The sequence below is a fragment of the Martinezella multihospitum genome, from assembly GCF_900094585.1.
GTDB classification, from domain to species: Bacteria; Pseudomonadota; Alphaproteobacteria; order Rhizobiales; family Rhizobiaceae; genus Rhizobium; species Rhizobium multihospitium.
The window spans coordinates 900,800-924,734 of the sequence record NZ_FMAG01000002.1 but is presented as its reverse complement, the minus strand read 5'-3'; the positions used below and the strand labels follow the sequence as shown (position 1 = coordinate 924,734).

20 protein-coding genes are annotated in these 23,935 nt (G+C 59.6%); 5 read left to right on the top strand and 15 right to left on the bottom strand.

Translation table 11 applies throughout. From position 1 onward, the window contains the following. Nucleotides 1-24 precede the first annotated feature (24 nt). The 3 genes from GA0061103_RS11290 (at nucleotide 25) to GA0061103_RS11280 (ending at nucleotide 4,010) form a co-directional block, all read left to right on the top strand. Complete coding sequence (locus tag GA0061103_RS11290) at nucleotides 25-1,314, top strand: DNA polymerase IV (protein WP_092711262.1); 1,290 nt, start codon at nucleotides 25-27, stop codon at nucleotides 1,312-1,314. 191 nt (nucleotides 1,315-1,505) lie between these two features. Next, entirely contained in the window at nucleotides 1,506-2,546 is a 1,041-nt protein-coding gene (locus tag GA0061103_RS11285; protein WP_092710962.1) for a glycoside hydrolase family 25 protein, read from the top strand. A 192-nt stretch (nucleotides 2,547-2,738) separates the two neighbouring features. Continuing rightward, nucleotides 2,739-4,010 carry a L,D-transpeptidase family protein gene (locus GA0061103_RS11280; protein WP_092710959.1) on the top strand — a complete coding sequence of 424 codons (1,272 nt, stop codon included), beginning with the start codon at nucleotides 2,739-2,741 and terminating at the stop codon, nucleotides 4,008-4,010. Here GA0061103_RS11280 and dnaE read toward each other — a convergent pair. After that, nucleotides 4,007-7,501: a DNA polymerase III subunit alpha gene (dnaE, locus tag GA0061103_RS11275; RefSeq protein WP_092710956.1), complete on the bottom strand. Its 3,495-nt coding sequence runs from the start codon at nucleotides 7,499-7,501 to the stop codon at nucleotides 4,007-4,009. The two genes, GA0061103_RS11280 and dnaE, sit on opposite strands and share 4 nt — an antisense overlap. A 355-nt stretch (nucleotides 7,502-7,856) precedes the next feature. Here dnaE and GA0061103_RS11270 point away from each other — a divergent pair, with 355 nt between their 5' ends. Together GA0061103_RS11270 and GA0061103_RS11265 are read left to right on the top strand one after the other, a co-directional pair. Further along, nucleotides 7,857-8,444, top strand: coding sequence for a hypothetical protein (locus GA0061103_RS11270; protein WP_092710953.1), 588 nt, complete (start codon nucleotides 7,857-7,859; stop codon nucleotides 8,442-8,444). A gap of 79 nt (nucleotides 8,445-8,523) precedes the next feature. Further along, nucleotides 8,524-8,991, top strand: coding sequence for a DUF5680 domain-containing protein (locus GA0061103_RS11265; protein WP_092710950.1), 468 nt, complete (start codon nucleotides 8,524-8,526; stop codon nucleotides 8,989-8,991). A 5-nt stretch (nucleotides 8,992-8,996) separates the two neighbouring features. On the opposite strand, the gene GA0061103_RS11260 is transcribed toward GA0061103_RS11265, so the two are convergent. The 14 genes from GA0061103_RS11260 to nuoH form a co-directional block, all read right to left on the bottom strand. After that, nucleotides 8,997-9,680, bottom strand: a complete 684-nt coding sequence (locus tag GA0061103_RS11260) for an ABC transporter ATP-binding protein (protein WP_092711260.1) — start codon at nucleotides 9,678-9,680, stop codon at nucleotides 8,997-8,999. Nucleotides 9,681-9,694: 14 nt separating this feature from the next. Then, complete coding sequence (locus GA0061103_RS11255) at nucleotides 9,695-11,005, bottom strand: lipoprotein-releasing ABC transporter permease subunit (protein WP_092710946.1); 1,311 nt, start codon at nucleotides 11,003-11,005, stop codon at nucleotides 9,695-9,697. 26 nt (nucleotides 11,006-11,031) lie between these two features. Beyond that, nucleotides 11,032-12,354, bottom strand: coding sequence for a proline--tRNA ligase (proS, locus tag GA0061103_RS11250; RefSeq protein ID WP_092710943.1), 1,323 nt, complete (start codon nucleotides 12,352-12,354; stop codon nucleotides 11,032-11,034). Nucleotides 12,355-12,973: 619 nt separating this feature from the next. Then, nucleotides 12,974-13,249 carry a DUF1467 family protein gene (locus GA0061103_RS11245; protein WP_092710940.1) on the bottom strand — a complete coding sequence of 92 codons (276 nt, stop codon included), beginning with the start codon at nucleotides 13,247-13,249 and terminating at the stop codon, nucleotides 12,974-12,976. Nucleotides 13,250-13,398: 149 nt separating this feature from the next. Beyond that, nucleotides 13,399-13,803: a methylmalonyl-CoA epimerase gene (mce, locus tag GA0061103_RS11240; protein WP_092710938.1), complete on the bottom strand. Its 405-nt coding sequence runs from the start codon at nucleotides 13,801-13,803 to the stop codon at nucleotides 13,399-13,401. 24 nt (nucleotides 13,804-13,827) lie between these two features. Beyond that, a complete protein-coding gene (locus GA0061103_RS11235) occupies nucleotides 13,828-15,501 on the bottom strand; it encodes a ribonuclease J (RefSeq protein ID WP_092710935.1) in 1,674 nt (557 codons plus the stop codon). A 14-nt stretch (nucleotides 15,502-15,515) separates the two neighbouring features. Continuing rightward, nucleotides 15,516-16,280: a biotin--[acetyl-CoA-carboxylase] ligase gene (locus GA0061103_RS11230; RefSeq protein ID WP_092710932.1), complete on the bottom strand. Its 765-nt coding sequence runs from the start codon at nucleotides 16,278-16,280 to the stop codon at nucleotides 15,516-15,518. Continuing rightward, nucleotides 16,280-17,722, bottom strand: coding sequence for an NADH-quinone oxidoreductase subunit NuoN (gene nuoN / locus GA0061103_RS11225; protein ID WP_092710929.1), 1,443 nt, complete (start codon nucleotides 17,720-17,722; stop codon nucleotides 16,280-16,282). The genes GA0061103_RS11230 and nuoN overlap by 1 nt, the downstream gene beginning before the upstream one ends. A gap of 18 nt (nucleotides 17,723-17,740) precedes the next feature. Next, a complete protein-coding gene (locus GA0061103_RS11220; protein WP_092710926.1) occupies nucleotides 17,741-19,252 on the bottom strand; it encodes an NADH-quinone oxidoreductase subunit M in 1,512 nt (503 codons plus the stop codon). Then, complete coding sequence (gene nuoL, locus GA0061103_RS11215; protein WP_092710923.1) at nucleotides 19,252-21,246, bottom strand: NADH-quinone oxidoreductase subunit L; 1,995 nt, start codon at nucleotides 21,244-21,246, stop codon at nucleotides 19,252-19,254. Before nuoL ends, GA0061103_RS11220 begins: the two co-directional genes overlap by 1 nt. 7 nt (nucleotides 21,247-21,253) lie before the next feature. Next, entirely contained in the window at nucleotides 21,254-21,562 is a 309-nt protein-coding gene (nuoK, locus tag GA0061103_RS11210) for an NADH-quinone oxidoreductase subunit NuoK (protein WP_007689961.1), read from the bottom strand. A 31-nt stretch (nucleotides 21,563-21,593) separates the two neighbouring features. Then, a complete protein-coding gene (locus tag GA0061103_RS11205) occupies nucleotides 21,594-22,208 on the bottom strand; it encodes an NADH-quinone oxidoreductase subunit J (RefSeq protein ID WP_092710920.1) in 615 nt (204 codons plus the stop codon). 149 nt (nucleotides 22,209-22,357) lie between these two features. Further along, the gene (gene nuoI, locus GA0061103_RS11200) at nucleotides 22,358-22,849 is read right to left on the bottom strand and encodes an NADH-quinone oxidoreductase subunit NuoI (protein ID WP_092710917.1); all 492 of its coding nucleotides are present in this window, start codon (nucleotides 22,847-22,849) and stop codon (nucleotides 22,358-22,360) included. Between the two features lie 40 nt (nucleotides 22,850-22,889). Then, nucleotides 22,890-23,933, bottom strand: coding sequence for an NADH-quinone oxidoreductase subunit NuoH (gene nuoH, locus GA0061103_RS11195; protein ID WP_092710914.1), 1,044 nt, complete (start codon nucleotides 23,931-23,933; stop codon nucleotides 22,890-22,892). Nucleotides 23,934-23,935 lie beyond the last annotated feature (2 nt).

Here is a 23,935-nt window from a genome sequence, read left to right as displayed (position 1 = left end):
ATGTTCAATTTTTGTTCTCATTCCATGACCCATGCGCCCGACAAGATCTCCGGCTTCTGTCGCGATTGCTTGAGCGAGCAATCGGCCACGCGCACGCGCTGTCGGAGCTGCGGCAGCCCCCGCCTCGTCTACCATCGGGAGCTCTATGGGCTGACATTGGCGCACATCGATTGCGATGCCTTCTATGCGTCCATCGAAAAACGCGACAATCCGGAGCTCGCCGATAAGCCTGTCATCGTCGGCGGCGGCAAGCGCGGCGTCGTCTCCACCGCCTGTTATATCGCCCGCATCCATGGGGTACGCTCCGCCATGCCGATGTTCAAGGCGCTGGAAGCGTGTCCGCAGGCCGTCGTCATCCGTCCCAACATGGAAAAATACGTCCGCGTCGGCCGCGAGGTTCGAGGCATGATGCAGGAGCTTACGCCGCTCGTTCAGCCGCTTTCGATCGACGAAGCCTTTCTCGAGCTCGACGGCACGCAGCGGCTCCATCACGATCCGCCGGCCCGCATCCTCGCCAAATTCGCCAAGCGGGTGGAGCAGGAAATCGGCATCACCATCTCCATCGGCCTTTCCTATTGCAAGTTCCTCGCCAAAGTGGCCTCCGACCTGCAGAAGCCGCGAGGCTTCTCCGTCATCGGCCGCGATGAAGCCCTGTCTTTTCTGGAGCCGAGGCCGGTCACGACCATCTGGGGCGTCGGCAAAGCCTTCGCGGCAACGCTCGAAAGAGATGGCATCCGCACCATCGGCCAGTTGCAGGCCATGGAGGAAGGCGATCTGATGCGCCGCTACGGCGTCATCGGGCAGCGGCTTTTCCGCCTCTCGCGAGGGATCGACGACCGAACCGTGCATCCCAACGAAGCGGCAAAGAGCGTATCTTCCGAAACCACCTTCTTCGACGATATCTCCCGCCATGACGACCTCGTACCGATCCTGCGCGACCTTGCGGAAAAAGTTTCGCGCCGACTGAAGCGCAGCGGCATCGCTGGCCGGACGGTGGTGCTGAAGCTGAAAACCTCGGATTTCAAGATCCGAACACGTAACCGTCGCCTGGAGGATCCGACGCAACTCGCAGACAGGATTTTCCGTACGGGATTGCGCATGCTCGAACACGAGACTGACGGCACGAAGTTCCGCCTCATTGGTATCGGCGTCACCGATCTTGGCGATGCCGGGCGCGCGGACCCACCCGATCTCATCGACGTACAGGCCTCACGACGAGCGGCTGCCGAGGCCGCCATGGACAAGCTGCGAGAAAAATTCGGCAACAAGACCGTCGAGACCGGCTACACATTCGGCGACAAACACCATAAATAACAGTAGCTTACACAAATAATCACCAGTCGGTGACATTTTGCCGGATCGAAGAAAATTACGCTACGCGCGCGATTCCGTGCACGAGAAAGCTCGGATTCAAACTTTTTTGGTAAATTTCCATTAGGACTCGGATTCTGTAACTTCCGAACGGCGCGGATCCGCCGTCGATTGTGTTTTGCGTACGGGTTCCTATGCGTCTATCGGCTGTATCGACCATTTTTCTCGCCTGCTTGGCAATTTCAGGCTGCGCCGCCCGAGGTGAGCGCGAAGCCGCGCAGGCCGCCCCACCCTCCAAGGAATTGACCGGCTCCATCGCAAAGACCAGCAGGCCGACGCCGTCGGTCGAAATCGGCGAAACGGTTTCACATGTCGAGCGACAGCAGGCTCTTGCGGTCGCGATGCCGACGAATCTGCGTCCGGAGGGGCTCATGCCTTCCGACCAGAGCGATGGCGACGCTCCTGTGCCGCTGCAGCGGCCACTCGCCATGCTCGCGCCATCAAACCCTATGCCCCGCGCCCTGCGGCAGCAACCGATGCAGATCTATAGCCATCGTTTCCGCGATGCCAAGCCGATCAACTTCGGCGCATCCACCTCGCCCCGGAAGCTCGCTGTGCATGGCGTCGACGTTTCGCGCTGGCAGGGCGAGATCGACTGGGACACGCTGCGCACCCAGGGTGCGAACTTCGTCTACATCAAGGCGACGGATGGCGGCGATCATCTCGATCCGATGTTCAAGAAGAACTGGCGGGCTGCTCAGCAGGCCGGCCTGAAGCACGGTGCCTACCATTTCTTCTACTGGTGCCGGACGGCCGGCGAACAGGCCGATTGGTTCATCCGCAACGTCCCGAGAGAAGCCGGCGCGCTGCCGCCTGTTATCGACGTGGAGTGGAACGGTGAATCGAGCTGCAAGCGTCGCCCCTCGCGCGAGCAGGTGCTTGCCAAGATGCAGGTCTTCCTGGACAGGCTGGAAAAGCATTACGGCCAGCGTCCGATCGTCTACACGGCGCCCGATTTCTATCGCGACAATCTGAGCGGCGAACTGCTCAACTATCCCTTCTGGCTCCGGGCCGTTGCTGCCCATCCGTCCAAGGTCTATCCCGGCCGTAAATGGCTGTTCTGGCAGTATTCCGGCTCCGGTGTCTCCCATGGCGTCGACGGCAAGATCGACCTCAACGCCTTCCATGGCAGCGAGCAGGACTGGCACAACTGGGTAGCCTCGAGCGCCCATTGATCCGCAGAGGTCAACGTTTCAGCCATTGCCGCAGCCGAGCCTGGCGCTCCGCTTCGGCAATGCTGCATTTGGCGACGACCAAGCAGACAGACGCTTTCATCAGAGCAACAAGGCGCAGCCTCTCGGCAAGTCTTCCTTAAACTTCGAAGTCTAACCTTGGGCACTACGAGTATTGCGTTTTGGTTTGTGTCTATGAAGCCGTTTTTGTTGCTTGGGCTTGGTCTTTTGTCAGCCACCGCCCTTTCCCAGCCTGTCTTTGCCGCACCGGATGCCCGCACCCTGCAGATCGTCGTATCGAAAGACAGGCAATCGCTTGCTGTCTATGATGGCGACCAGGTGGTGGCGACGTCGAAGGTTTCGACAGGCAAGCGTGGCCACACAACGCCGAGCGGAATCTTCTCCATTCTGGAAAAGAAGGTCTATCACGAGTCCAATCTCTATTCGGCTGCGCCCATGCCTTTCATGCAAAGACTGACCTGGTCGGGCATAGCGCTGCACGAATCCAATTCGGTTCCGAATTATCCGGCATCTCACGGATGCGTGCGCATGCCGAAAGCCTTTGCCGAGATGCTTTACCAGATGACCGAGCGCGGCGTGCATGTGGTGATTGCCGATCAGCCGCTGGTGCCTCAGCCTTTCGAAAACGCAACGCTGTTCCAGCCGCCAGCAGCGCCTCCGCCAGCACTGTTCTCCGGCATCGAGCTTCGTCCGATGACCGCGAGCTTCCTGCCTCAGGGACAATCGCTGCAGGTTGCGACGAACGATGTGACTTCGATCCGGATACCGAAGGTTCAGGAGATCGTTGCGCCGCCTCCCGATCCCGCCCCGCTCAGCATCCTCATCACCCGACGCGGCCTGCGTGAGAATGTGCGCGACCTCCAAGGCATTCTGAACGGAATGGGGTTCATCACCGGAACGCCGGACGGCATGCTCGGGCCGTCAACGGTACAGGCGATCGAAGACTTCAAGAAGGCGCATGATATCAAGACCACGGGCGGCCTCGTCAGTCCCGCGCTGATGAAAGCGGTCTATGCCGCCGCCGGCAAGGGCGAACCGCCGAATGGAGCGATCATGGTTCGCCAGAACTTCAAGCCGCTCTTCGAAGGCCCCGCCATCATTGCCGAGCCGCAAGAGGCGCTCGGCGTGCATTTCTTCACCGCCAACGCGATCGACCGCATCAGCGGCAAGGCCGACTGGTTCGGGATGACGCTGGAAGAAGACCTGAGCAAGCAAACGAAGAAGCGGTACGGGATCACCAGCGAGGAACAATCGCAATCGCTCGATGCCGCCGGACAGGCGCTCAGCCGCATCACCATTCCCGACGATGTCCGCCACCGCATCGAGGATATCCTGACATCAGGCTCATCGCTGACGATTTCCGACACCGGCATCGGGCCGGAAACCGGCAACGAGACCGATTTCATCACCATCACCAATAACGGCGCGCTCGGGAAAAAGGGCTAAACAAGCTCCACATCGATCACGCCCGGCGCCGTTCGCAGCGCTGCTGCGATTTCCGGTGTGATGCGATATTTCTCCGGCAGCGCCACCTCGACCTCGCGCAAGCCTTCCTCCTTGATGACAATGAAGGAGACGAGGCCATCGCCCCTGGCGTTCAGATGCGCGGCAACCGCCTTCAGTGGGCCGGAATCGCGGACATAGACGCGCAGCGCCTTCTGCATCTGCAGCGATTTCTCCTCCAGCGACTGGGCCGTCTGCAGACGCAGGCTGATGCCTTCCGGGCGTTCATCCGCCTGGGCCGTTATGACGAAGGATTTGCCGACCTCGAGAACGTCGCGATATTGGTTGAGCGCTTCCGAGAACAGCACGGCCTCGAACTGGCCGGAGGCGTCAGAGAAGACGAAGATGCCCATCTTATTGCCGGTGCGCGTCTTGCGCTCCTGCTTCGAGATGACAGTGCCGGCCAAGCGGCCGTTGCTGGCGCCCTGCTTCACGGCAGCGGAGAAATCGGCGAAGGGCTGCACGCGCATCTTGTCGAGCACGCTCTTGTAAGTATCGAGCGGGTGCGCCGTCAGATAGAAGCCGAGCACCTGGAATTCGCGCAGCAGCCGCTCCGAAGCGAGCCAGGGCGTGTAGGATGGGAACACGATCTTTTCCGGGCCGGACGCGGCGCTTCCGAACATGTCGTGCTGGCCACTGCGCTTGTTTTCCTGCGCCACCTGGGCATAGCCCATGATGCGGTCAAGACCGGCAATCAGCTGGGCGCGGTCGATCTCGAAACAATCGAACGCGCCGGCGCAGATCAGGCTTTCCAGAACGCGGCGATTGATCTGCTTGGGATCGATGCGCAGGCAGAAATCCTCGATACCGGCGAAGGGCTGGTCGCCGCGGACCTCGACGATATGGTCGACAGCGGATTCGCCAACGCCCTTGATGGCCGCCAGCGCGTAATAGATGCGATTGTCGCCGGTCTCGAAATGGCGGAACGAGGTCTGCACCGAAGGCGCGATGACCTCGATGCCCAGGCGCTTTGCATCCTGACGGAAGTCGTTGACCTTTTCGGTATTCGACATATCGAGCGTCATCGACGCCGCCAGGAACTCCACCGGATAATGCGCCTTCATATAGGCGGTCTGGTAGGAGACGACGGCGTAGGCGGCGGCGTGCGATTTGTTGAAGCCGTAATTGGCGAATTTCGCGAGCAGATCGAAGATGACATCGGCCTGCCCCTTCGAAACCTCGTTCTTGATGGCGCCATCGACGAAGCGCTCGCGCTGCTGGTCCATCTCAGCCTTGATCTTCTTACCCATGGCGCGGCGCAGAAGATCGGCCTCGCCGAGCGAATAGCCCGACAGCACCTGGGCGACCTGCATCACCTGTTCCTGGTAGACGATAACGCCCTGCGTTTCCTTCAGCAGGTAATCGATCTTCGGATGGATCGATTCGATCTCTTCTTCGCCATGCTTGCGGGCATTATAGACCGGGATGTTCTCCATCGGGCCGGGACGATAGAGCGCCACCAGCGCGATGATATCCTCGATGCAGTCCGGGCGCATGCCGATCAGCGCCTTGCGCATGCCCGCACTTTCCACCTGGAACACGCCGACCGTCTCACCGCGCGAGAGCATCTCGTAGCTCAGTTTGTCGTCGAGCGGTATGCCGGCAAGATCGATCGAGATGCCGCGCTTGGCGACGAAATCAACGGCCGTCTTCAGAACCGTCAGCGTCTTCAGGCCGAGGAAGTCGAACTTCACCAGCCCAGCCTGCTCCACCCATTTCATGTTGAACTGGGTGACCGGCATGTCGGAGCGCGGATCGCGATACATCGGCACGAGCTTCGACAGCGGGCGGTCGCCGATGACAATACCGGCGGCGTGTGTCGAGGCGTGGCGATAGAGGCCTTCGATCTTCTGGGCGATGTCGAGAAGGCGCGCGACGACTGGCTCCTTATCCGCCTCCTCCTGCAGACGCGGCTCCTCCTCGATCGCTTTGCTCAGCGGCGTCGGATTGGCGGGATTGTTCGGCACCAGCTTGCAGATCTTGTCGACCTGGCCGTAGGGCATTTCCAGCACGCGGCCGACGTCACGAAGGGCGGCGCGCGCCTGCAGCGATCCGAAGGTGATGATCTGCGCCACCTGCTCGCGGCCATATTTGGCCTGCACGTAGCGGATCACCTCTTCGCGCCGATCTTGGCAGAAGTCGATATCGAAGTCCGGCATCGAGACGCGTTCCGGATTGAGGAAGCGCTCGAACAGCAGCGAGAAGCGCAGCGGATCGACGTCGGTAATCGTCAGCGCGTAGGCGACGAGCGAGCCTGCACCCGAGCCGCGGCCGGGGCCGACAGGGATATCGTGGCGCTTGGCCCATTTGATGAAGTCGGCAACGATCAGGAAGTAGCCGGGGAACTTCATGCGCTCGATGACGCTGAGCTCGAACTCCAGCCGATCGCGGTATTCCTTCTCCCCGTAGCCCGGTGCCATGCCGAGCGAGGCGAGCCGCTGGTCGAGCCCCTCGACCGCCTGAGCACGCAGCTCGGCGGACTCGGCGCGTTCGGCCTCCTCCGCATCATCGGTGGCGCCGGTAAAGCGCGGCAGGATCGGCTTGCGCGTCTTCAGGATGAAGGAGCAGCGCCGCGCGATCTCGACGGTGTTTTCCAATGCTTCCGGCAGGTTGCCAAAGAGCTTCGCCATATCGGCGCGGCTTTTCAGATAATGATCCGGGGTCAGGCGGAACCGCGTATCGTCCGAGACGATGGCGTTGTGGGCAACCGCCATCAACGCGTCGTGCGCATCATAATCGTCGCGCGTCGGGAAAAAGGCTTCATTGGTCGCAACGAGCGGAATCTCATGCTCGTAAGCCATCGCAATCATCTTCTGCTCGTGGCGGCGGTCATAGGTGCCATGGCGCTGCAATTCGACATACAACCTGTCGCCGAACAGGCGTTTCAGGGCCAGCAGACGGGAAAGCGCCTGCGGCGCATGGCCTTCCTTCAACGCCATGTCGACTGGGCCGGTCAGCGAACCGGTGAGAGCAATCAGGCCTTCCGTACCGATCTCATCCAGCCACGAGGCCGCAACGTGAACGGCATGGTTGCCTTCGCCGCCGAGATAGGCACGGCTGACGAGATCGACGAGGCGCTCATAGCCCTGCTCGGTGGCAGCAAGCAGCACGATGGACGGCAGCTTTGCCAAGGCCTGCTGTGGCCCGCGCTTCTCACCCTCGCCGCCGTCTTCCATTTCGATCGATACCTGGCAGCCGATGATCGGCTGCAGTCCCTCGTCCATCGCCTTTTGCGAGAATTCCAGCGCAACGAACAGATTGTTGGTATCGGTAATCGCGATGGCGGGTTGGCTGTCGCCGGCAGCCTTGGCCAATATCTTCTTGAGCGGCAATGCGCCCTCTAGCAGAGAATAGGCGGAATGAACCCTGAGGTGTACGAATTCCGGCATTTCGCCGACCGGCGCTACCGCGCCGCTACCACCTGCATCCGCCATCTCATACCCTTCCGCACACCTCAATGAATCGGCGACATTTTCGGCATTGCGGACCGTAAAGTCCAGAAGTCGCTCCCATCAAATATGGGAACAGCATGTGCAAACGGGGGATAAAACTTACATCGCCATCATGATGAGGGAAAAGCTGGCAACGAACATGACGATGGAAGTGAATGCTGCAACGTCTCGAATAATGTCGGTCATTTACGCGCTCCTTACTCGTTATGTTTCTTTTTTGTTCCATTTTTGTTCGAGAGTCAATAGAAGCATCAATAAATTTCATCAGGGGGTTTTTGGCACTCCGATAGACCCCGCGAACACCCGACGCTATGCAAGGGCAAATAGGGAGATCACGATGAAATCACTTGCCTGCGCCCTCATCCTTCTTTTGACTGCAACTGCGGCTCAAGCCGAAGATGCAAACGCACCCGGCCGCATCGTCGATGCCGCGATCGGCGACTGGAACAAGGACGGCAAGCCGGACCTTGCCCTTCTGGTGGCGCCCGGCAAGCCTGATGAGACCTCCATCGGCATCTACATCTATCTGCGCGACAGCGAACATTCTCTACTGCAGCTGGCTGCGAGCGCTCCGGACAAGATATGGGGCAGAGCCGGGGCTGATGGCATTTACGGCCAGGAACCATCGATCGCCGCGCTGCCGAACGGCTCGATCGCGATTACCTCGCAGAACGATGCCATTGGCCGCGATCGCTGGCACCAGACGCTGACGCTTGCCTATCGCAACAACGGTTTCGTGGTTGCCGGCTACACTTACGATGCCCGCGATACGCTCGAGCCCGATAACAGCCATAGCTGCGATTACAATGTGCTGACCGGCAAGGTGACGAAGGACGGCAAGACGCTGAAGGGCGATGCCAAGACCGTCAACATCCAGGATTGGCAGGATGATATCGGAGAGAAGGCCTGCGAGATCGGCCAATAGCGGCAAATGTTCCCTTTTTGTTCTTTACAAATCGTCAGCTCGGTGGCATCGTGCCAGCTCACCAACACTGGAGAGGGCCATGCCGGATCTTGCCGAGCTGAACGATTTTATTGTCACCGCCAAGGCCGAGACCTATGTCGGCGATGGTAAGAGACTGCCGTCCTGCCGAAGCGGCTCGCATGACATCGGCTATGCGAGCGGCCGCTGGCGCTATCTCGACAGCTATTTCGGCGGCACGGATTTCGCCGGACAGGAACTCGTCTGGCATGACGACCAGCCAGTTTGGGCGATGAATTATTTTGGCCATATCGTCGAGCCCGATCTGATCGACGGCACCCGCGCCGGCATGGTCATCAAGGCAGCACTTCTGCGTCTCTATCTGGATGAGAAGCGCTTTCTCGGCGGCTTTGAGTTCGAGCATGCCTATGGGCTTTACGTCGACGAAAACATCGGCGACTGCCATCATTTCAATGGCTACGAAGCTATCGTCGTCAGGGAACGCAAAGCCTATGAGCTGGATTATCGCGGCGGCCTGATCGTCCCGTAAAGGTATCAGACCTCGACCACCTTGCCTTCGCTCAGCGTCACGCGGCGATCCATGCGGGCCGCAAGCTCGTGATTGTGCGTGGCAATCAGGGCGGCGAGGCCCGATTGGCGCACCAGCGCTTCCAGTGCATCGAAGACGTAATGCGCGGTCGCCGGATCGAGATTGCCCGTTGGCTCGTCGGCGAGCAGCACCAGCGGTGCATTGGCTACGGCGCGGGCGATTGCGACACGCTGCTGTTCGCCGCCGGAGAGCTCGGCCGGGCGATGGTCGCCACGATGGCCGATACGCATGTAATCGAGAAGCTGGGCTGCGCGTGCGCTTGCATCCTTGCGCGAGAGGCCGGAAATGAGCTGCGGCATCATGATGTTCTCAAGCGCCGAGAACTCAGGCAAAAGGTGGTGGAACTGATAGACGAAGCCGATCTCGCTGCGGCGGACAGCCGTGCGCCTGTCATCCGACAAGGCTTCGCAGGCCTGACCGTTGACGAGCACCTCGCCGCCATCCGGATGTTCCAGCAGGCCGGCGACATGCAGGAGTGTCGATTTTCCCGTGCCCGATGGAGCGACCAGCGCCACCATCTCGCCGCTGCGCAAGGTGAAATCGGCATCCTTCAGGATCGACAGACGCGTCTCCCCCTGCCCGTAATGACGCTCCACGCCCGAGAGCTGGAGAACGACGTTGCGTTTGATCAAATGCGGTATCCTTATTCGTAGCGCAGCGCCTGCACCGGATCGAGCCGCGAGGCACGCCAGGCCGGGAAGATGGTAGCAAGGAAGGACAGAGTGAGTGCCATCACGATAACGGAGATGGTTTCACTAAGATTCATCTGGGCCGGCAATTTGCTGAGGAAATAGACCTCCGGATTGAAGATCACGGTGCCCGAAATCCACGAGAAGAACTGGCGAATGGACTCGATGTTCAGACAAACCAGGACGCCAAGTATGACGCCGGCAAGCGTGCCGACGACGCCGATCGCCGCCCCCGTCATGAAGAAGATGCGCATGATCGCGCCTGATGTCGCCCCCATGGTACGCAGGATCGCGATATCGCTGCCTTTATCCTTCACCAGCATGATGAGGCCTGAAATAATATTCAGCGCTGCGACAAGAACGATCAGCGTCAGGATCATGAACATCGTATTGCGCTCGACCTGCAGGGCCGAGAAGAAGGTGGCGTTGACCTGCCGCCAGTCCGTCAGGAAGATCTGCCGCCCGGCCGCTTCCTCGATCTTCGGCCTGAGATCGTCGACATCATCGGGATTGGTGATGAAGAGTTCGATCTTCTCGACGATGCCCTCGGCATTGAAGAAGACCTGCGCTTCCTCGAGCGGCATGAAGACGACGGAGGAATCATATTCCGACATGCCGACTTCGAAAATGCCGGAGATCGTATAGGCTTTGACGCGCGGATTGACACCAAAGGGCGTGACGTCGCCATCCGGCGCTGTGAGCGTGATCTGATCGCCGACCGTCAGACCCAATTGCCGCGCCAGCCGGCTGCCGACGAGGACACCCTGCCCCGACGCGAACCCCACCATATCTCCGGAGACGATGTGATCGGAGACCGATTTGAGCTTGGTCAGATCCTCCGCACGGATGCCGCGCACCAGCGCGCCGGTGCCGGAACCGCCGCGACCGGAGGCAAGTGTTTCCCCCTCGACGAGCGGCAAGGCCATCGTGACGCCGGGAACTGCCGAAAATTTCTTCGCCAGATCGGCATAGTCATTCAGCGGCGAATCGATCGGCTGAACAACGACATGACCATTGAAACCGAGAATTTGCTTGAAGAGCTCGGCGCGGAAACCGTTCATCACGGCCATGACGATGATTAGCGCCGCGACGCCGAGCATGATGCCGACCAGAGAGAAGCCGGCAATGACCGAAATCGAGGCTTCCTTGCGTCGGGAGCGCAGATAGCGCCAGGCCACAAGCCGTTCGAAACCGGAAAACGGGCGAGACGATGGGCCGGCCTTGAACGAATTTTCCTGCTGTTCCACTGCCGCGCTCACCGCCATTCGCCTTCCATCCTTTGTATCGTCAATCAGCCTGCCAGCCGATTGATCGCTGCCTCGACCGTCATCGTATCGCGAGCGCCAGTCTTGCGGTCCTTCACTTCCACTTCGCCGTTCGCGATCGAACGCGGACCGACGATGATCTGCACGGGCACGCCGATCAGATCGGCCGTCGCGAACTTCGTTCCGGCGCGCTCGTCGCGGTCGTCATACAGCACGTCCTTGCCAGCCTTCGACAGCGCGGCGTAGACCGTCTCGCAAGCCTCGTCGCAGGCCTGGTCGCCAGCCTTCATGTTGATCACCACGACGTCAAAAGGCGCGACCGAAGCCGGCCAGATGATTCCGTTCTCGTCATGCGATGCTTCGATGATGGCGGGAACAAGGCGTGTCGGGCCGATACCGTAAGATCCCATGTGGACAGCATGTTCCTTGCCGTCCGGACCCTGCACCTTCGCGCCCATCGGCTCGGAATATTTCGTGCCGAAATAGAAGATGTGGCCGACCTCGATGCCGCGCGCCGACAGGCGATCGCCTTCCGGAATGGCGTTGAAGGCGGCTTCGTCATGCATTTCAGAGGTGGCGGCGTAGACCGAGGTCCACTTGTCGAAAATCCCCTTCAGGGCGGCGACATCATCGAAATTGGTATCTTCGCCGGGAATGTCGAAATTGACGAAATCCTTGTGGCAGAAAACTTCCGACTCGCCGGTGTCGGCGAGAATGATGAATTCGTGGCTGAGATTGCCGCCGATCGGGCCGGTATCTGCCCGCATCGGGATCGCCCTGAGACCAAGGCGATTGAAGGTACGCAAATAGGCGGCGAACATCTTGTTATAAGATTGTACGGCGCCTTCCTGCGTCAGATCGAAGGAATAGGCATCCTTCATCATGAATTCGCGCGAGCGCATGGTGCCGAAACGCGGACGGATCTCGTCACGGAACTTCAGCTGGATATGATAGAGGTTCAGCGGCAAGTCCTTGTAGGACTTGATGTAGGACCGGAAAATGTCGGTGACCATTTCCTCATTGGTCGGACCATAGAGCATGGGCCGATCCTGCCGGTCCTTGATGCGCAGCATCTCCTTGCCGTAGGCGTCATAACGGCCGCTTTCCTGCCAGAGCTCGGCGGACTGCAGCGTTGGCATCGACAGCTCAATGGCGCCGGAACGGTTCTGTTCCTCGCGAATGATCTTGTTGACCTTGTCCAGCACGCGTTTGCCCAACGGCAGCCAGGAATAGATGCCCTGCGACTGCTGCCGGATCATGCCGGTGCGCAGCATGAGCCGATGGGAAACAATTTCAGCCTCCTTGGGATTTTCCTTCAGGATGGGCATGAAGTAACGAGACAGACGCATGACGCTTGTTCCAGATGGTTTGACGTTCCGCTCGCGGCGGAATCGTTAGCAAATTATGTACTGGAGGCAGTTCATAACTGCTTCGGCGCAGGAAGGAAACCCGCATTCTTCAATAGAAGAATTTGACAAAAGCCCGAGAATACAGGGGATAGAGCCTATTTTCGATGTTTCGAAAAAGCGCACGTTTATAAGGATTTACGACGGAAATTCGTCAACAGAAAAATTCTGCGCCGCTGTAGCAAAAAAGCAAAAAAAAGGATGACAAAGCTCAATGTTTGAGCTAATTTTAGCTCACAAAAGAGGCAGGAAGGCTAAATTCTTGCCGTTTCGCGGTCAAGTCTTGGGAGGATCAGATCTTAGGCGCGCTCGTCGCTGCCCCGGTAACGGATAAGGATCACGCGATACTTTAAAACAAGGCTTATGGCCTTGTTTTTTTTTGCTTTCTCAGCTCAGCCTCGATCGCGCGGATTTGCCCGGAACACTCGGTTCGTGCTTCTGCTGAAATAATATACACAAGCTGTAAATTCTTTGCGCTACGCTCATGACAAGCGTGTGACGAATTGATGGCGATCGCAAGGCGCCCGCATTCCAGGCACCTTTGATCTACAATTTTTATAGATCACTTGTAGCTGGGAACGATCTGCGGAATAGAATCTATACTCAGCCCGAAATAACGCGAGGCGATATACCAGGCACCATAGATAAGGGCCGATACCAGCGTCGTGGCAAACACGACCCGCCAGGCACGAAATTTCGTCGGCGCGCTTTCGACGGTACCGAGGATCACATGCTCATCTTCGGCCTGAGTTCGCAGCCCAAAAGGCAGGACTGCGAAAAGCGTAATCCACCAGATGACGAAATAGACGGCGAAACCTGCGGCAATCTGCTGTGCCATTGTGCTCCCTTCGAGACGAGCCCGCTCGTCCCCTCCTCTTCCAAACTGCTTATAGGGGCAAAGCAGTTGTCTTTCAAAGCGCCGATCAGCGCACTTAAAGCAGATTCAGATTTTAGGCCAGTTCCGCCAAAAATCATCCGGCTCTGATGTCACACCTGCTCAAGTTCGATGAGCGTGCCGAAGAAATCCTTCGGATGCAAGAAGAGTACAGGCTTGCCATGCGCGCCGATCTTCGGCTCGCCATTGCCGAGCACGCGCGCACCCTTGGCAACCAGCTGATCGCGTGCCGCCAGGATATCCGCGACTTCGTAACAGATATGATGCATGCCGCCATCCGGGTTCTTGGCCAGGAAGGAGGCGATGGGCGAGGCTTCACCCAGAGGTTCCAGCAGCTCAACCTTGCTGTTCGGAAGCTCGACGAAAACGACGGTTACGCCGTGCTCGGGCAAGGATTGCGGCGCGGATACGGTTGCGCCGAGCGTCTCGCGATAGATTCGGGAAGCGACAGTGATATCGGGAACGGCGATGGCGATGTGATTGATGCGCCCCAGCATGGCTCTCTCCTCACCGATCAGACCTCAGCCGCCGGTGCGCGTGACGAACACAGTCACCATCGGCTTCTTGCCCCAGCCCTGGTTGGCGGCGGCGCGCACTGCACGACGGACAGCCTCCTGCAGCATGTTGAGATCCTTGCGGCGAGCGCGCGGAATGCTTTCGATGGCGCTGACGATAGCATCGAAGAGCGTATCCTCCATCTCCTCGCCTTCGTCGTCATAGGCCGGCAGGCCGATCGGCACAAGGTCGGGATCGCCGACGATGTCATAGCGGGCATCGAGCACGACATTGACGGCGACATGGCCGACATAGGAGAGCTTCTTGCGCTCGCCGATGCCCATCTCGTCGAAATCGCCGATCAGAATACCGTCCTTGAAGATGCGGCCATGCGGCGCCTCGCCGATCACCTCGACCGGGCCTGGTGCAAGGCGCAGCACATCGCCGTTGCGCACACGCGGCACGGTGGCAATGCCGCTCTGTTCGGCCAGTTCCTTGTGCGCGGTCAGATGCGTCGCCTCGCCATGAACAGGCACGACGACCTTCGGGCGCGTCCATTCATACATCTTCTGCAGCTCGTTGCGCCGGGGGTGCCCGGAAACATGCACGAGCGCCTCGGCATCCGTCACCACGTGCACGCCCTGCTCGATCAGGCCATTCTTGATGTCCTGGATCGCCTTTTCATTGCCGGGAATAGCGCGCGAGGAGAAGACGACGATATCGCCCGATGCCAATGCGACATTGCGCATTTCGTCGCGCGAAAGTTTGGCAAGGGCGGCGCGGGGCTCGCCCTGGCTGCCGGTCAGGATGACCACGACCTTGTCGCGCGGGATATAGCCATATTCGTCTTCGGCGATAAAAGGCTTGATCCCTTCCATGAGGCCGATATCGCGGGCGACGTCGACGACGCGCTTCAGCGAGCTGCCGAGCAGTAGCACTTCGCGGCCGGCGGCTTCGGCAGCCTCGGCGATCGTGCGGATACGACCGACATTCGAGGAGAAGGTGGTGATTGCCACCCTACCCTCGGCATCCTCGATGATCTTGCGCAGGCTTTCCGAAACGTCCTTTTCCGAAGGTGAAACACCATCGCGCAAGGCATTGGTGGAATCGCACATCAAGGCCAATACGCCTTCATCGCCGAGCTGGCGGAAGCGGGTCTCATCCGTCAGCGGGCCGAGCGACGGCTCATGATCGATCTTCCAGTCGCCGGTATGGACGACATTGCCGACCGGCGTGCGGATCATCAGCGACATCGGCTCGGGGATCGAGTGATTGACGGCCACGCCTTCGATCTCGAAGGGGCCGACATTGATGCGGTCGCCGGCCTTGAACAGCGTTACGGGAATCTCGCCCATCGACTTCTCGTAATCGCGCTTGGCTTCGAGAAGGCCGGCGGTAAATGCGGAGGCATAGATCGGGACATTCAGGCCCGGCCAAAGATCGTTCAACGCGCCGTAGTGATCCTCATGGGCATGAGTGATGATGATGCCCTTGAGGTTCTTGCGTTCCTTGGCGAGGAAACGGATATCCGGCAAAACGAGATCGACACCAGGCAGATCCGGGCCTGGGAACGTGACGCCGCAATCGACCATGATCCACTGGCGCTGCTCCGCCGGACCATAGCCATAGAGCGCGAGATTCATGCCGATTTCGCCGACGCCGCCGAGAGGCAGAAACACCAGTTCGTCTTGTTTCGCCATGTGGTCCCTACCCATTACCTAAAGAAAACGTCGCCCGCGGCGATCGGCATGATCCTGCCGTCCTCGGTCTCGAGCATCAACAAGCCATTATCATCGATTCCGGTGAAATGGCCTAAAATCGAGCGATCCGGCAAGTTTACCGTGATCTTTTCCCCGACGCCGCATGCGAACTCGCGCCAGCGCGCGGTGATCTCGCGAACGCCCTTGCCACGGTTCCAGAGGCCGAGCGCCTCGGCCATATCCGCGTATAGATGGGCAAACAGCTCGTCCGGCGAAACCATCGAGCCCTGCTGCCTGAGGCAGGTGACGGGATACATCGGGTTTTCGGGCATGACGGCAATGTTGATGCCGATGCCGATGACGAGCGCATAACGCCCATCGGGCAGAGCCTCGCCTTCGATCAGAATACCGCAGGTCTTCTTGCGGCCGATCAGGATATCATTCGGCCATTTGATCTCTGCAGGTTCTGCCGCCAGCGGCAGGACGCCGCGCACCGCCTGATGCACAGCCACCGCGACCGCAAGCGGCAGCGAGCCAAGGCGGTCCATCGGAGCGGGATCGATCAGAAGGAGTGATGCGTAGAGATTGCCGGCTTCAGACACCCAGGGCCGACCGCGGCGGCCGCGTCCACCCGTTTGACGCTCGGCGGTCACCCAAAGGTTGCCGGGATCGCCGGTACGTGCGCGATCGAGGCACACGCTATTCGTGGACGATGTCTCTTGAAGGGCATCATGCCGGAAGTCGGCGAGCGACTTCCGGCTGTTCATGTCAGACGTCATCAAAACAGCGTCGCAGCAGCGAGATCGGCAGCTCCGCCGATTGCACCGCCGAAGAAGACGTAGGTGATGACGAAGAGGCCGGAGAGACCGAAGACAAGGCGCAGCGAACCAGCCGTGCGCGTGAATTCGTCCTTGGCTTCATCGAACCACATCACCTTGATGACGCGCAGATAGTAGTAAGCGCCGACGACCGAGGCCAGAACGCCGATGATCGCGAGCGCATAGAGATGCGCCTGGATAGCGGCGACGAAGACGAAGTACTTTCCGAAGAAGCCTGCGAGCGGCGGAATGCCTGCCAGCGAGAACATCAGCGCCGTCAGCACGACCGCCATGAAGGGGTTGGTCGTGGAGAGGCCGGCGAGATCTTCAATGCTTTCGACCTGGCGGCCATCCTTGCGGCGCATCGCCATGATGATGGCGAAAGAGCCGAGCGTCATGACCATGTAGATGACCATGTAGAGCATGACGCCGGAGACGCCGGTCTTGGTGCCGGCAGCAAGGCCGACGAGCGCATAGCCCATATGACCGATCGACGAATAGGCCATCAGTCGCTTGAAATTGCGCTGACCAATCGCCGCAAACGAGCCGAGCAGCATCGAGGCGATCGAGATGAACACGATGATCTGCTGCCAGTCGGCAAGCACGGGATGGAAGGCGGTAACGACGATGCGCGTCAGGATCGCCATGGCCGCAACCTTAGGCGCTGCCGCGAAGAAAGCGGTAACCGGCGTCGGAGCACCTTCGTAAACGTCCGGCGTCCACATGTGGAACGGCACGGCGGAGATTTTGAAGGCGAGGCCGGCAAGCACGAAGACCAGACCGAAGACGAGGCCGAGCGAACGGGTCTCGGAGCTGAGCGCCGTTGCGATGGCGTCGAAACTCGTGTGGCCGGTGAAGCCGTAAACCAGCGACATGCCGTAGAGCAGCATACCGGAGGACAGCGCGCCGAGCACGAAGTACTTCAGGCCGGCTTCCGTCGACTTCAGGCTGTCGCGGTTGATGGCGGCGACGACGTAGAGCGCCAGCGACTGCAGCTCCAGCGACAGATAGAGCGAGATCAGGTCATGCGCTGAGATCATCAGCAGGATGCCGAGGGTCGCGAGCACAAGCAGAACCGGGAACTCGAAGCGATCGAGCTGCTGCTCGCGCGCCTGCCCCATGCTGAGGAACATGGCGACGATCGAACCGACCAGCGCGACGATCTTCATGAAGCGCGAGAAGCCGTCGGCGAGATAGGCGCCGCCATAGGCAAGGCCCTCGCCCGGCACGAAGATGATCCAGAGGCCGGCCACCGCGAGGAGCGCGATGGCAAGACCGGTGACCGTGGGTCCCGACCGCTCGCCCGAGAAGACGCCGATCATGAGCAACGCAAGCGCACCGACCGCGAGGATGAGCTCCGGAATGGAAAGATGCAGGCTTGCAAGAATTGTGTCAGCAGTCATGTCGAATAGGTCCCGTCATCAATTCATCGACAGCGCAACATTCTGCGCAGCGTGCAGGGCAGCGGTATAATTGTTCACCAGTAGATCCACCGAAGCGGCCGTGGCATCGAAGATCGGAGCCGGATAGACGCCGAAGAGGATCGTCAAGGCAATCAGCGGATAGAGGATCAGCTGTTCACGCGGCGACAGATCCAGGAGCTTCTTCAGGTTTTCCTTTTCCAGCGCGCCGAAAATCACGCGGCGATAGAGCCAGAGCGCGTAAGCTGCCGACAGGATCACGCCGGTCGCGGCAAAGAGCGCAACCCAGGTATTGGCGCGGAAGACGCCGATCAGGGTCAGGAATTCGCCGATGAAGCCGGAGGTGCCGGGCAGACCGACATTGGCCATGGTGAAGACCATCATGGCGACGGCATATTTCGGCATGTTGTTGACCAAGCCGCCGTAAGCCGCGATTTCGCGGGTATGGGTGCGGTCGTAGATCACGCCGACGCAGAGGAAGAGTGCGCCCGAGACGATGCCGTGCGACAGCATCTGGAAGATCGCGCCCTGGACCCCCTGCTGGTTGGCCGCAAAGATACCCATCGTCACGTAGCCCATGTGGGCCACCGAGGAGTAGGCAATAAGCTTCTTGATATCGTCCTGCATCAGCGCCACCAGCGAAGTGTAGATGATGGCGATGACCGAAAGAGCGAAGACGAGCGGCGCGAAATATTCCGAGGCGTTCGGGAACATGCCGAGCGAGAAACGGATGAGACCGTAGCCGCCGAGCTTCAGGAGAACACCTGCCAGGATGACCGAGCCTGCCGTCGGTGCCTGAACGTGCGCGTCCGGAAGCCAGGTGTGCACCGGCCACATCGGCATCTTCACCGCGAAGGAGGCGAAGAATGCGAGCCATAGCCAGGTCTGCAGCTGCGGCGGGAACTTGTAAGCGAGCAGCGTCGGGATATCGGTCGTGCCGGCCTGCCAGTACATCGCCATGATGGCGAGCAGCATCAGCACCGAGCCGAGCAGCGTATAGAGGAAGAACTTGTAGCTGGCGTAGACGCGATCCTTGCCGCCCCAGACGCCGATGATCAGGAACATCGGGATGAGGCCGGCTTCGAAGAAGACGTAGAACAGCACGATATCCAGCGACACGAACACACCGATCATCATCGTCTCGAGGACGAGGAAGGCGATCATGTAGTCCTTCAGGCGCTTTTCGACCGAGAGCCAGCTTGCGAGCACGCAGAAGGGCATCAGGAAGGTCGACAGGATGACGAACAGCATGGAAATGCCGTCGACGCCCATGTGGTAGCTGATGCCGCCCGTCAGCCACTCATGCTTTTCGACCATCTGGAAACCCGGATTGGCATTGTCGAACCAGATCCAGACGAACAGCGACACGATGAACGTGACGATGGTCGTTGCCAGCGAAATATTCAGGACGTTCCGGCGGCCATTGGCACCGTTGTCCTGTGTAAACAGCAGGAGAACGACACCGACCAGCGGCAGGAATGTGACCGTTGAAAGAATGGGCCAATCGGTCATCAGAGGGAACTCCCGAGCATCATCCAGGTAACGAGGGCTGCAATGCCGAGCAGCATCGCGAAGGCATAGTGATAGAGGTAACCGGTCTGCAGGCGCACGACGCGGTTGGTAACATCGACGACGCGGGCGGCAATGCCGTTCGGGCCGATGGTGTCGATGACCCCGATATCGCCCTTCTTCCAGAGGAAGCGGCCAAGCGCCTTGGCGGAGCGGACGAAGAGGAAGTCATAGAGTTCGTCGAAGTACCACTTGTTCAGCAGGAACTCGTAGAGGACGCGCTGCTGCTGAGCGAGGCGGCGCGGCGTTTCCGGCGACCTGATGTAGAAGTACCAGGCGGTGACGAGGCCGAGGAGCATGGCGATGAACGGGCTAAGCTCAACCCAGACAGGCGCATGTTCCATTTCCTCGAGGATCTTGTTGTCCGGGAGCGTGAACAGCGCATGCTTCCAGAATTCCTCGTAGGCGTGGCCGACGAAATCAGCATTGAAATACATGCCGGCTGCGACAGCGCCGATCGCCAGCAGGTAAAGCGGGATCAGCATGACGTTCGGCGATTCATGCACGTGGTGCATGACCTCGTGCGATGCGCGCGGCTTGCCGAAGAAGGTCATGAAGATCAGGCGCCAGGAATAGAAGCTGGTGAACATCGCGGCGATGACCAGCATCGTGAAGGCGAAGCCGGCGGCTGCATTGTGCGACGCGAAGGCCGCCAGGATGATCGCATCCTTCGAGAGGAAGCCGGCAAAGCCGATGTGGGTCAGCGGGATGCCGACGCCGGTGATCGCCAGCGTGCCGATGACCATCATCCAGAAGGTCTTCTGGATATGCGGGCGAAGGCCACCCATATGACGCATGTCCTGCTCGCCATCGACGGCGTGGATGACCGAGCCGGCGCAGAGGAAAAGCAGAGCCTTGAAGAAGGCGTGGGTGAAGAGATGGAAGATCGCCGCGCCGTAAGCGCCGACGCCGAGGGCGACGAACATGTAGCCGAGCTGCGAACAGGTCGAGTAAGCGATAACGCGCTTGATATCGTTCTGCACGAGGCCGACGGTCGCGGCGAAGAAGGCCGTGATCGCGCCGATGATGGTAACAACGGTCAGCGCATCCTGCGACAGTTCGAAGATCGGCGACATGCGGGCGACGAGAAAGACGCCGGCGGTGACCATGGTTGCGGCATGGATGAGCGCGGAAACCGGTGTCGGGCCTTCCATGGCGTCCGGCAGCCAGGTGTGCAGCAGGAACTGTGCCGATTTACCCATCGCACCCATGAAGAGCAGCAGGCAGACGGCCGTCAGCGCGTGACCGCGATCGAGATGCATGCCGAGGAAGTTGAGCACGATATCGGTCGGCTGTCCGCCCTGCCCCGCGGCAAAGCTCTGCGCATTGCCGAAGATGACATCGAAATTGATCGAGCCGAAGAGGACAAAGACACCGGCAATGCCGAGCACGAAGCCGAAGTCGCCGACGCGGTTGACGATGAAGGCCTTGATCGCGGCGGCCGAGGCGGACGGCTTCTTGAACCAGAAGCCGATCAGCAGGTAGGACGCAAGACCGACGCCTTCCCAGCCGAAGAACATCTGGGCGAGGTTGTCGGACGTCACCAGCATCAGCATGGCGAAGGTGAAGAGCGAGAGATAGGCGAAGAAGCGCGGACGATGCGGATCATGGTGCATGTATCCGATCGAATAGACGTGAACGAGGGTCGAAACCGAGTTCACGACGATCAGCATCACCGAGGTCAGCGTGTCGACGCGCAGCGCCCAGGAAACGTCGATGCCGCCGGACTGGATCCAGCGCAGGACTTCAACCTTGATCGGGCCATCCGTATGGCCAAGCGCCACCGTGAAGAAGACGATCCACGACAGGACGGCCGCGATGATCATCAGGCCGGTGGTAACATATTCCGAAGCCTTGGCGCCGATCGCACGGCCGAAAAGGCCGGCGATGATCGCGCCAATCAGGGGAAGAAAGACGATAGCCTTATATAAAAACATAGCTTTATCAGCCCTTCATCACGTTGACGTCTTCAACCGCGATGGAGCCGCGGTTACGGTAGAAGACGACGAGAATTGCAAGACCGATCGCGGCTTCAGCCGCGGCGACGGTCAAAATGAACAGAGCGAAAACCTGGCCGACGATGTCGTTGAGGAACGACGAGAACGCGACCATGTTGATGTTGACGGCGAGCAATATGAGTTCGACCGACATCAGGATGATGATGACGTTCTTGCGGTTCAGAAAAATACCGAAGACGCCGAGCACGAAGAGGATGGCGCTGACCGTGAGGTAATGGGAAAGTCCGATGACCATGTTCTTGTTCCTTTGATCCTCGTGCCTCGCCTCAGACGCCCTGCCCCGGCTTGACCTTGACCACCTCGACGGCGGTCGCGGGCGTGCGGGCGACCTGTTGGGAAATGTTCTGGCGCTTGATGTGCGTGCGATGCTTCAGCGTCAGCACGATTGCGCCGATCATCGCGACCAGCAGAACGAGGCCAGCGATCTCGAAGAAATAAACGTAGTTGGTATAAAGCACGTCGCCGAGGGCGGCGGTATTCGTCCGGGTCGCCGGCGCCGGGATCGGCATGGCGACGGTCTTGGCAATGGTCGGTGAAATCACGCTGCCGCCGATGACGACGATGAGTTCGGCCGCCAGAATGATACCGATCAATGCGCCGATCGGTGCATATTCCAGAATACCAGCCCTGAGCTCCGAGAAATCGATATCGAGCATCATGACGACGAAGAGGAAGAGAACCGCCACGGCGCCGACATAAACGACCAGCAGGATCATCGCCAGGAATTCAGCCCCCATCAGCAGGAAGAGGCCGGCCGCGTTGAAGAAAACCAGGATGAGGAACAGGACCGAATGGACCGGATTCCGCGCCGAGATGACCATGAACGCCGACGCCACAGCGACAAAGGCGAAGATATAGAAAAAAAGAGCCTGCAGACCCATGTTGGTGCCTTTTTCGTCTTCCCCCGGGCAGCCGGGAGTTTCCCTGCCCGATGGAGCTCGACCGAACGATAAGTCCGGCAGAGCCCCGGTCTAGATTCAACCGCGACGGCGACAATCGGCCGCCTGTCACGACATATTCAAAACTCCGCTCAGCGGTACGGCGAGTCGATCGCGATGTTGCGCGCGATTTCGCGTTCCCAGCGGTCACCATTCTCCAAAAGCCGCGCCTTGTCGAAATAGAGCTCTTCGCGGGTCTCGGTGGCGAATTCGAAATTCGGCCCTTCGACGATCGCGTCGACCGGGCATGCCTCTTGGCAGAAGCCGCAATAGATGCACTTCACCATGTCGATATCGTAACGCACCGTGCGGCGGGTACCGTCGTTACGGCGCGGCCCGGCCTCGATGGTGATGGCCTGGGCAGGACAGATGGCTTCGCAGAGCTTGCAGGCAATGCAACGCTCTTCGCCATTCGGATAACGGCGCAGTGCATGCTCACCGCGGAAGCGCGGGCTGACCGGTCCCTTTTCGAACGGGTAGTTGATCGTTGCCTTCTGCTTGAAGAAGTAACGCATCGACAAAAAGAATGCGCCGACAAATTCCTTGAGGAACAGCGAGCTGACGGCATTGGAAATTCCGGCCATCTTCAACCTCCAAATCTGCTTGAAGCGAGGATCGACATCATCATGCCCATCCCGTCAGCTTCAGCACGAATGCAACGATAACGACCATGGCAAGCGACAGCGGCAGGAAAACCTTCCAGCCAAGGCGCATGAGCTGGTCATAGCGGTAGCGCGGCACGAATGCCTTCACCATCGCGAACATGAAGAATACAAGGCACGACTTCAGCAGGAACCAGATGATGCCCGGAACCCAGTTCAGGATCCAGATATCGACCGGAGGCAGCCAGCCGCCGAGGAAGAGGATCGTCGTCAGCGAGCACATCAGGACGACGGCGGCATATTCGCCGAGCATGAACATCATGTAGGGCGAAGAACCGTATTCGACCATGAAGCCGGCAACCAGCTCCGATTCCGCTTCCGGAAGGTCGAAGGGCGGACGGTTGGTTTCAGCCAGCGCCGAAATGAAGAACACGATGAACATCGGGAAGAGCGACAGCCAGTGCCAGTCGAGGAACGAGGCCGGCAGGCCGAGCTTGGTGCCGAGGCCGGTCTGCTGCGACAGCACGATATCCGTCAGGTTCAGCGAACCGACGCAGAGCAGCACGGTGACGATGACGAGGCCGATCGAGACTTCGTAGGACACCATCTGCGCTGCCGAGCGGAGCGCGCCGAGGAACGGATACTTCGAGTTCGAAGCCCAGCCGCCCATGATGATGCCGTAAACTTCAAGCGACGAAATCGCCAGAATGTAGAGAATGCCGACGTTGATGTCAGCGACAACCCAGTTCTGCGCCACCGGCACGACGGCCCAGGTGGAGAGCGCCAGCACCACCGAAACCAGCGGGGCCAGCAGGAACACGGTCTTGTTGGCGCCGGCCGGGATGATCGGCTCCTTGAACATGAACTTCAGCAAGTCGGCGAAGGACTGGAACAGGCCGAAGGGGCCGACGACGTTCGGGCCGCGGCGCAGCTGAACGGCTGCCCAGATCTTGCGGTCGGCAAGCAGAATGTAGGCGATGAAAACCAGAAGGCAGACCAGGAGCAGCAGCGACTGGCCAATCATGATCAGCGCCGGCCAGAGATAGGTCGAAACGAATGAATCCATAG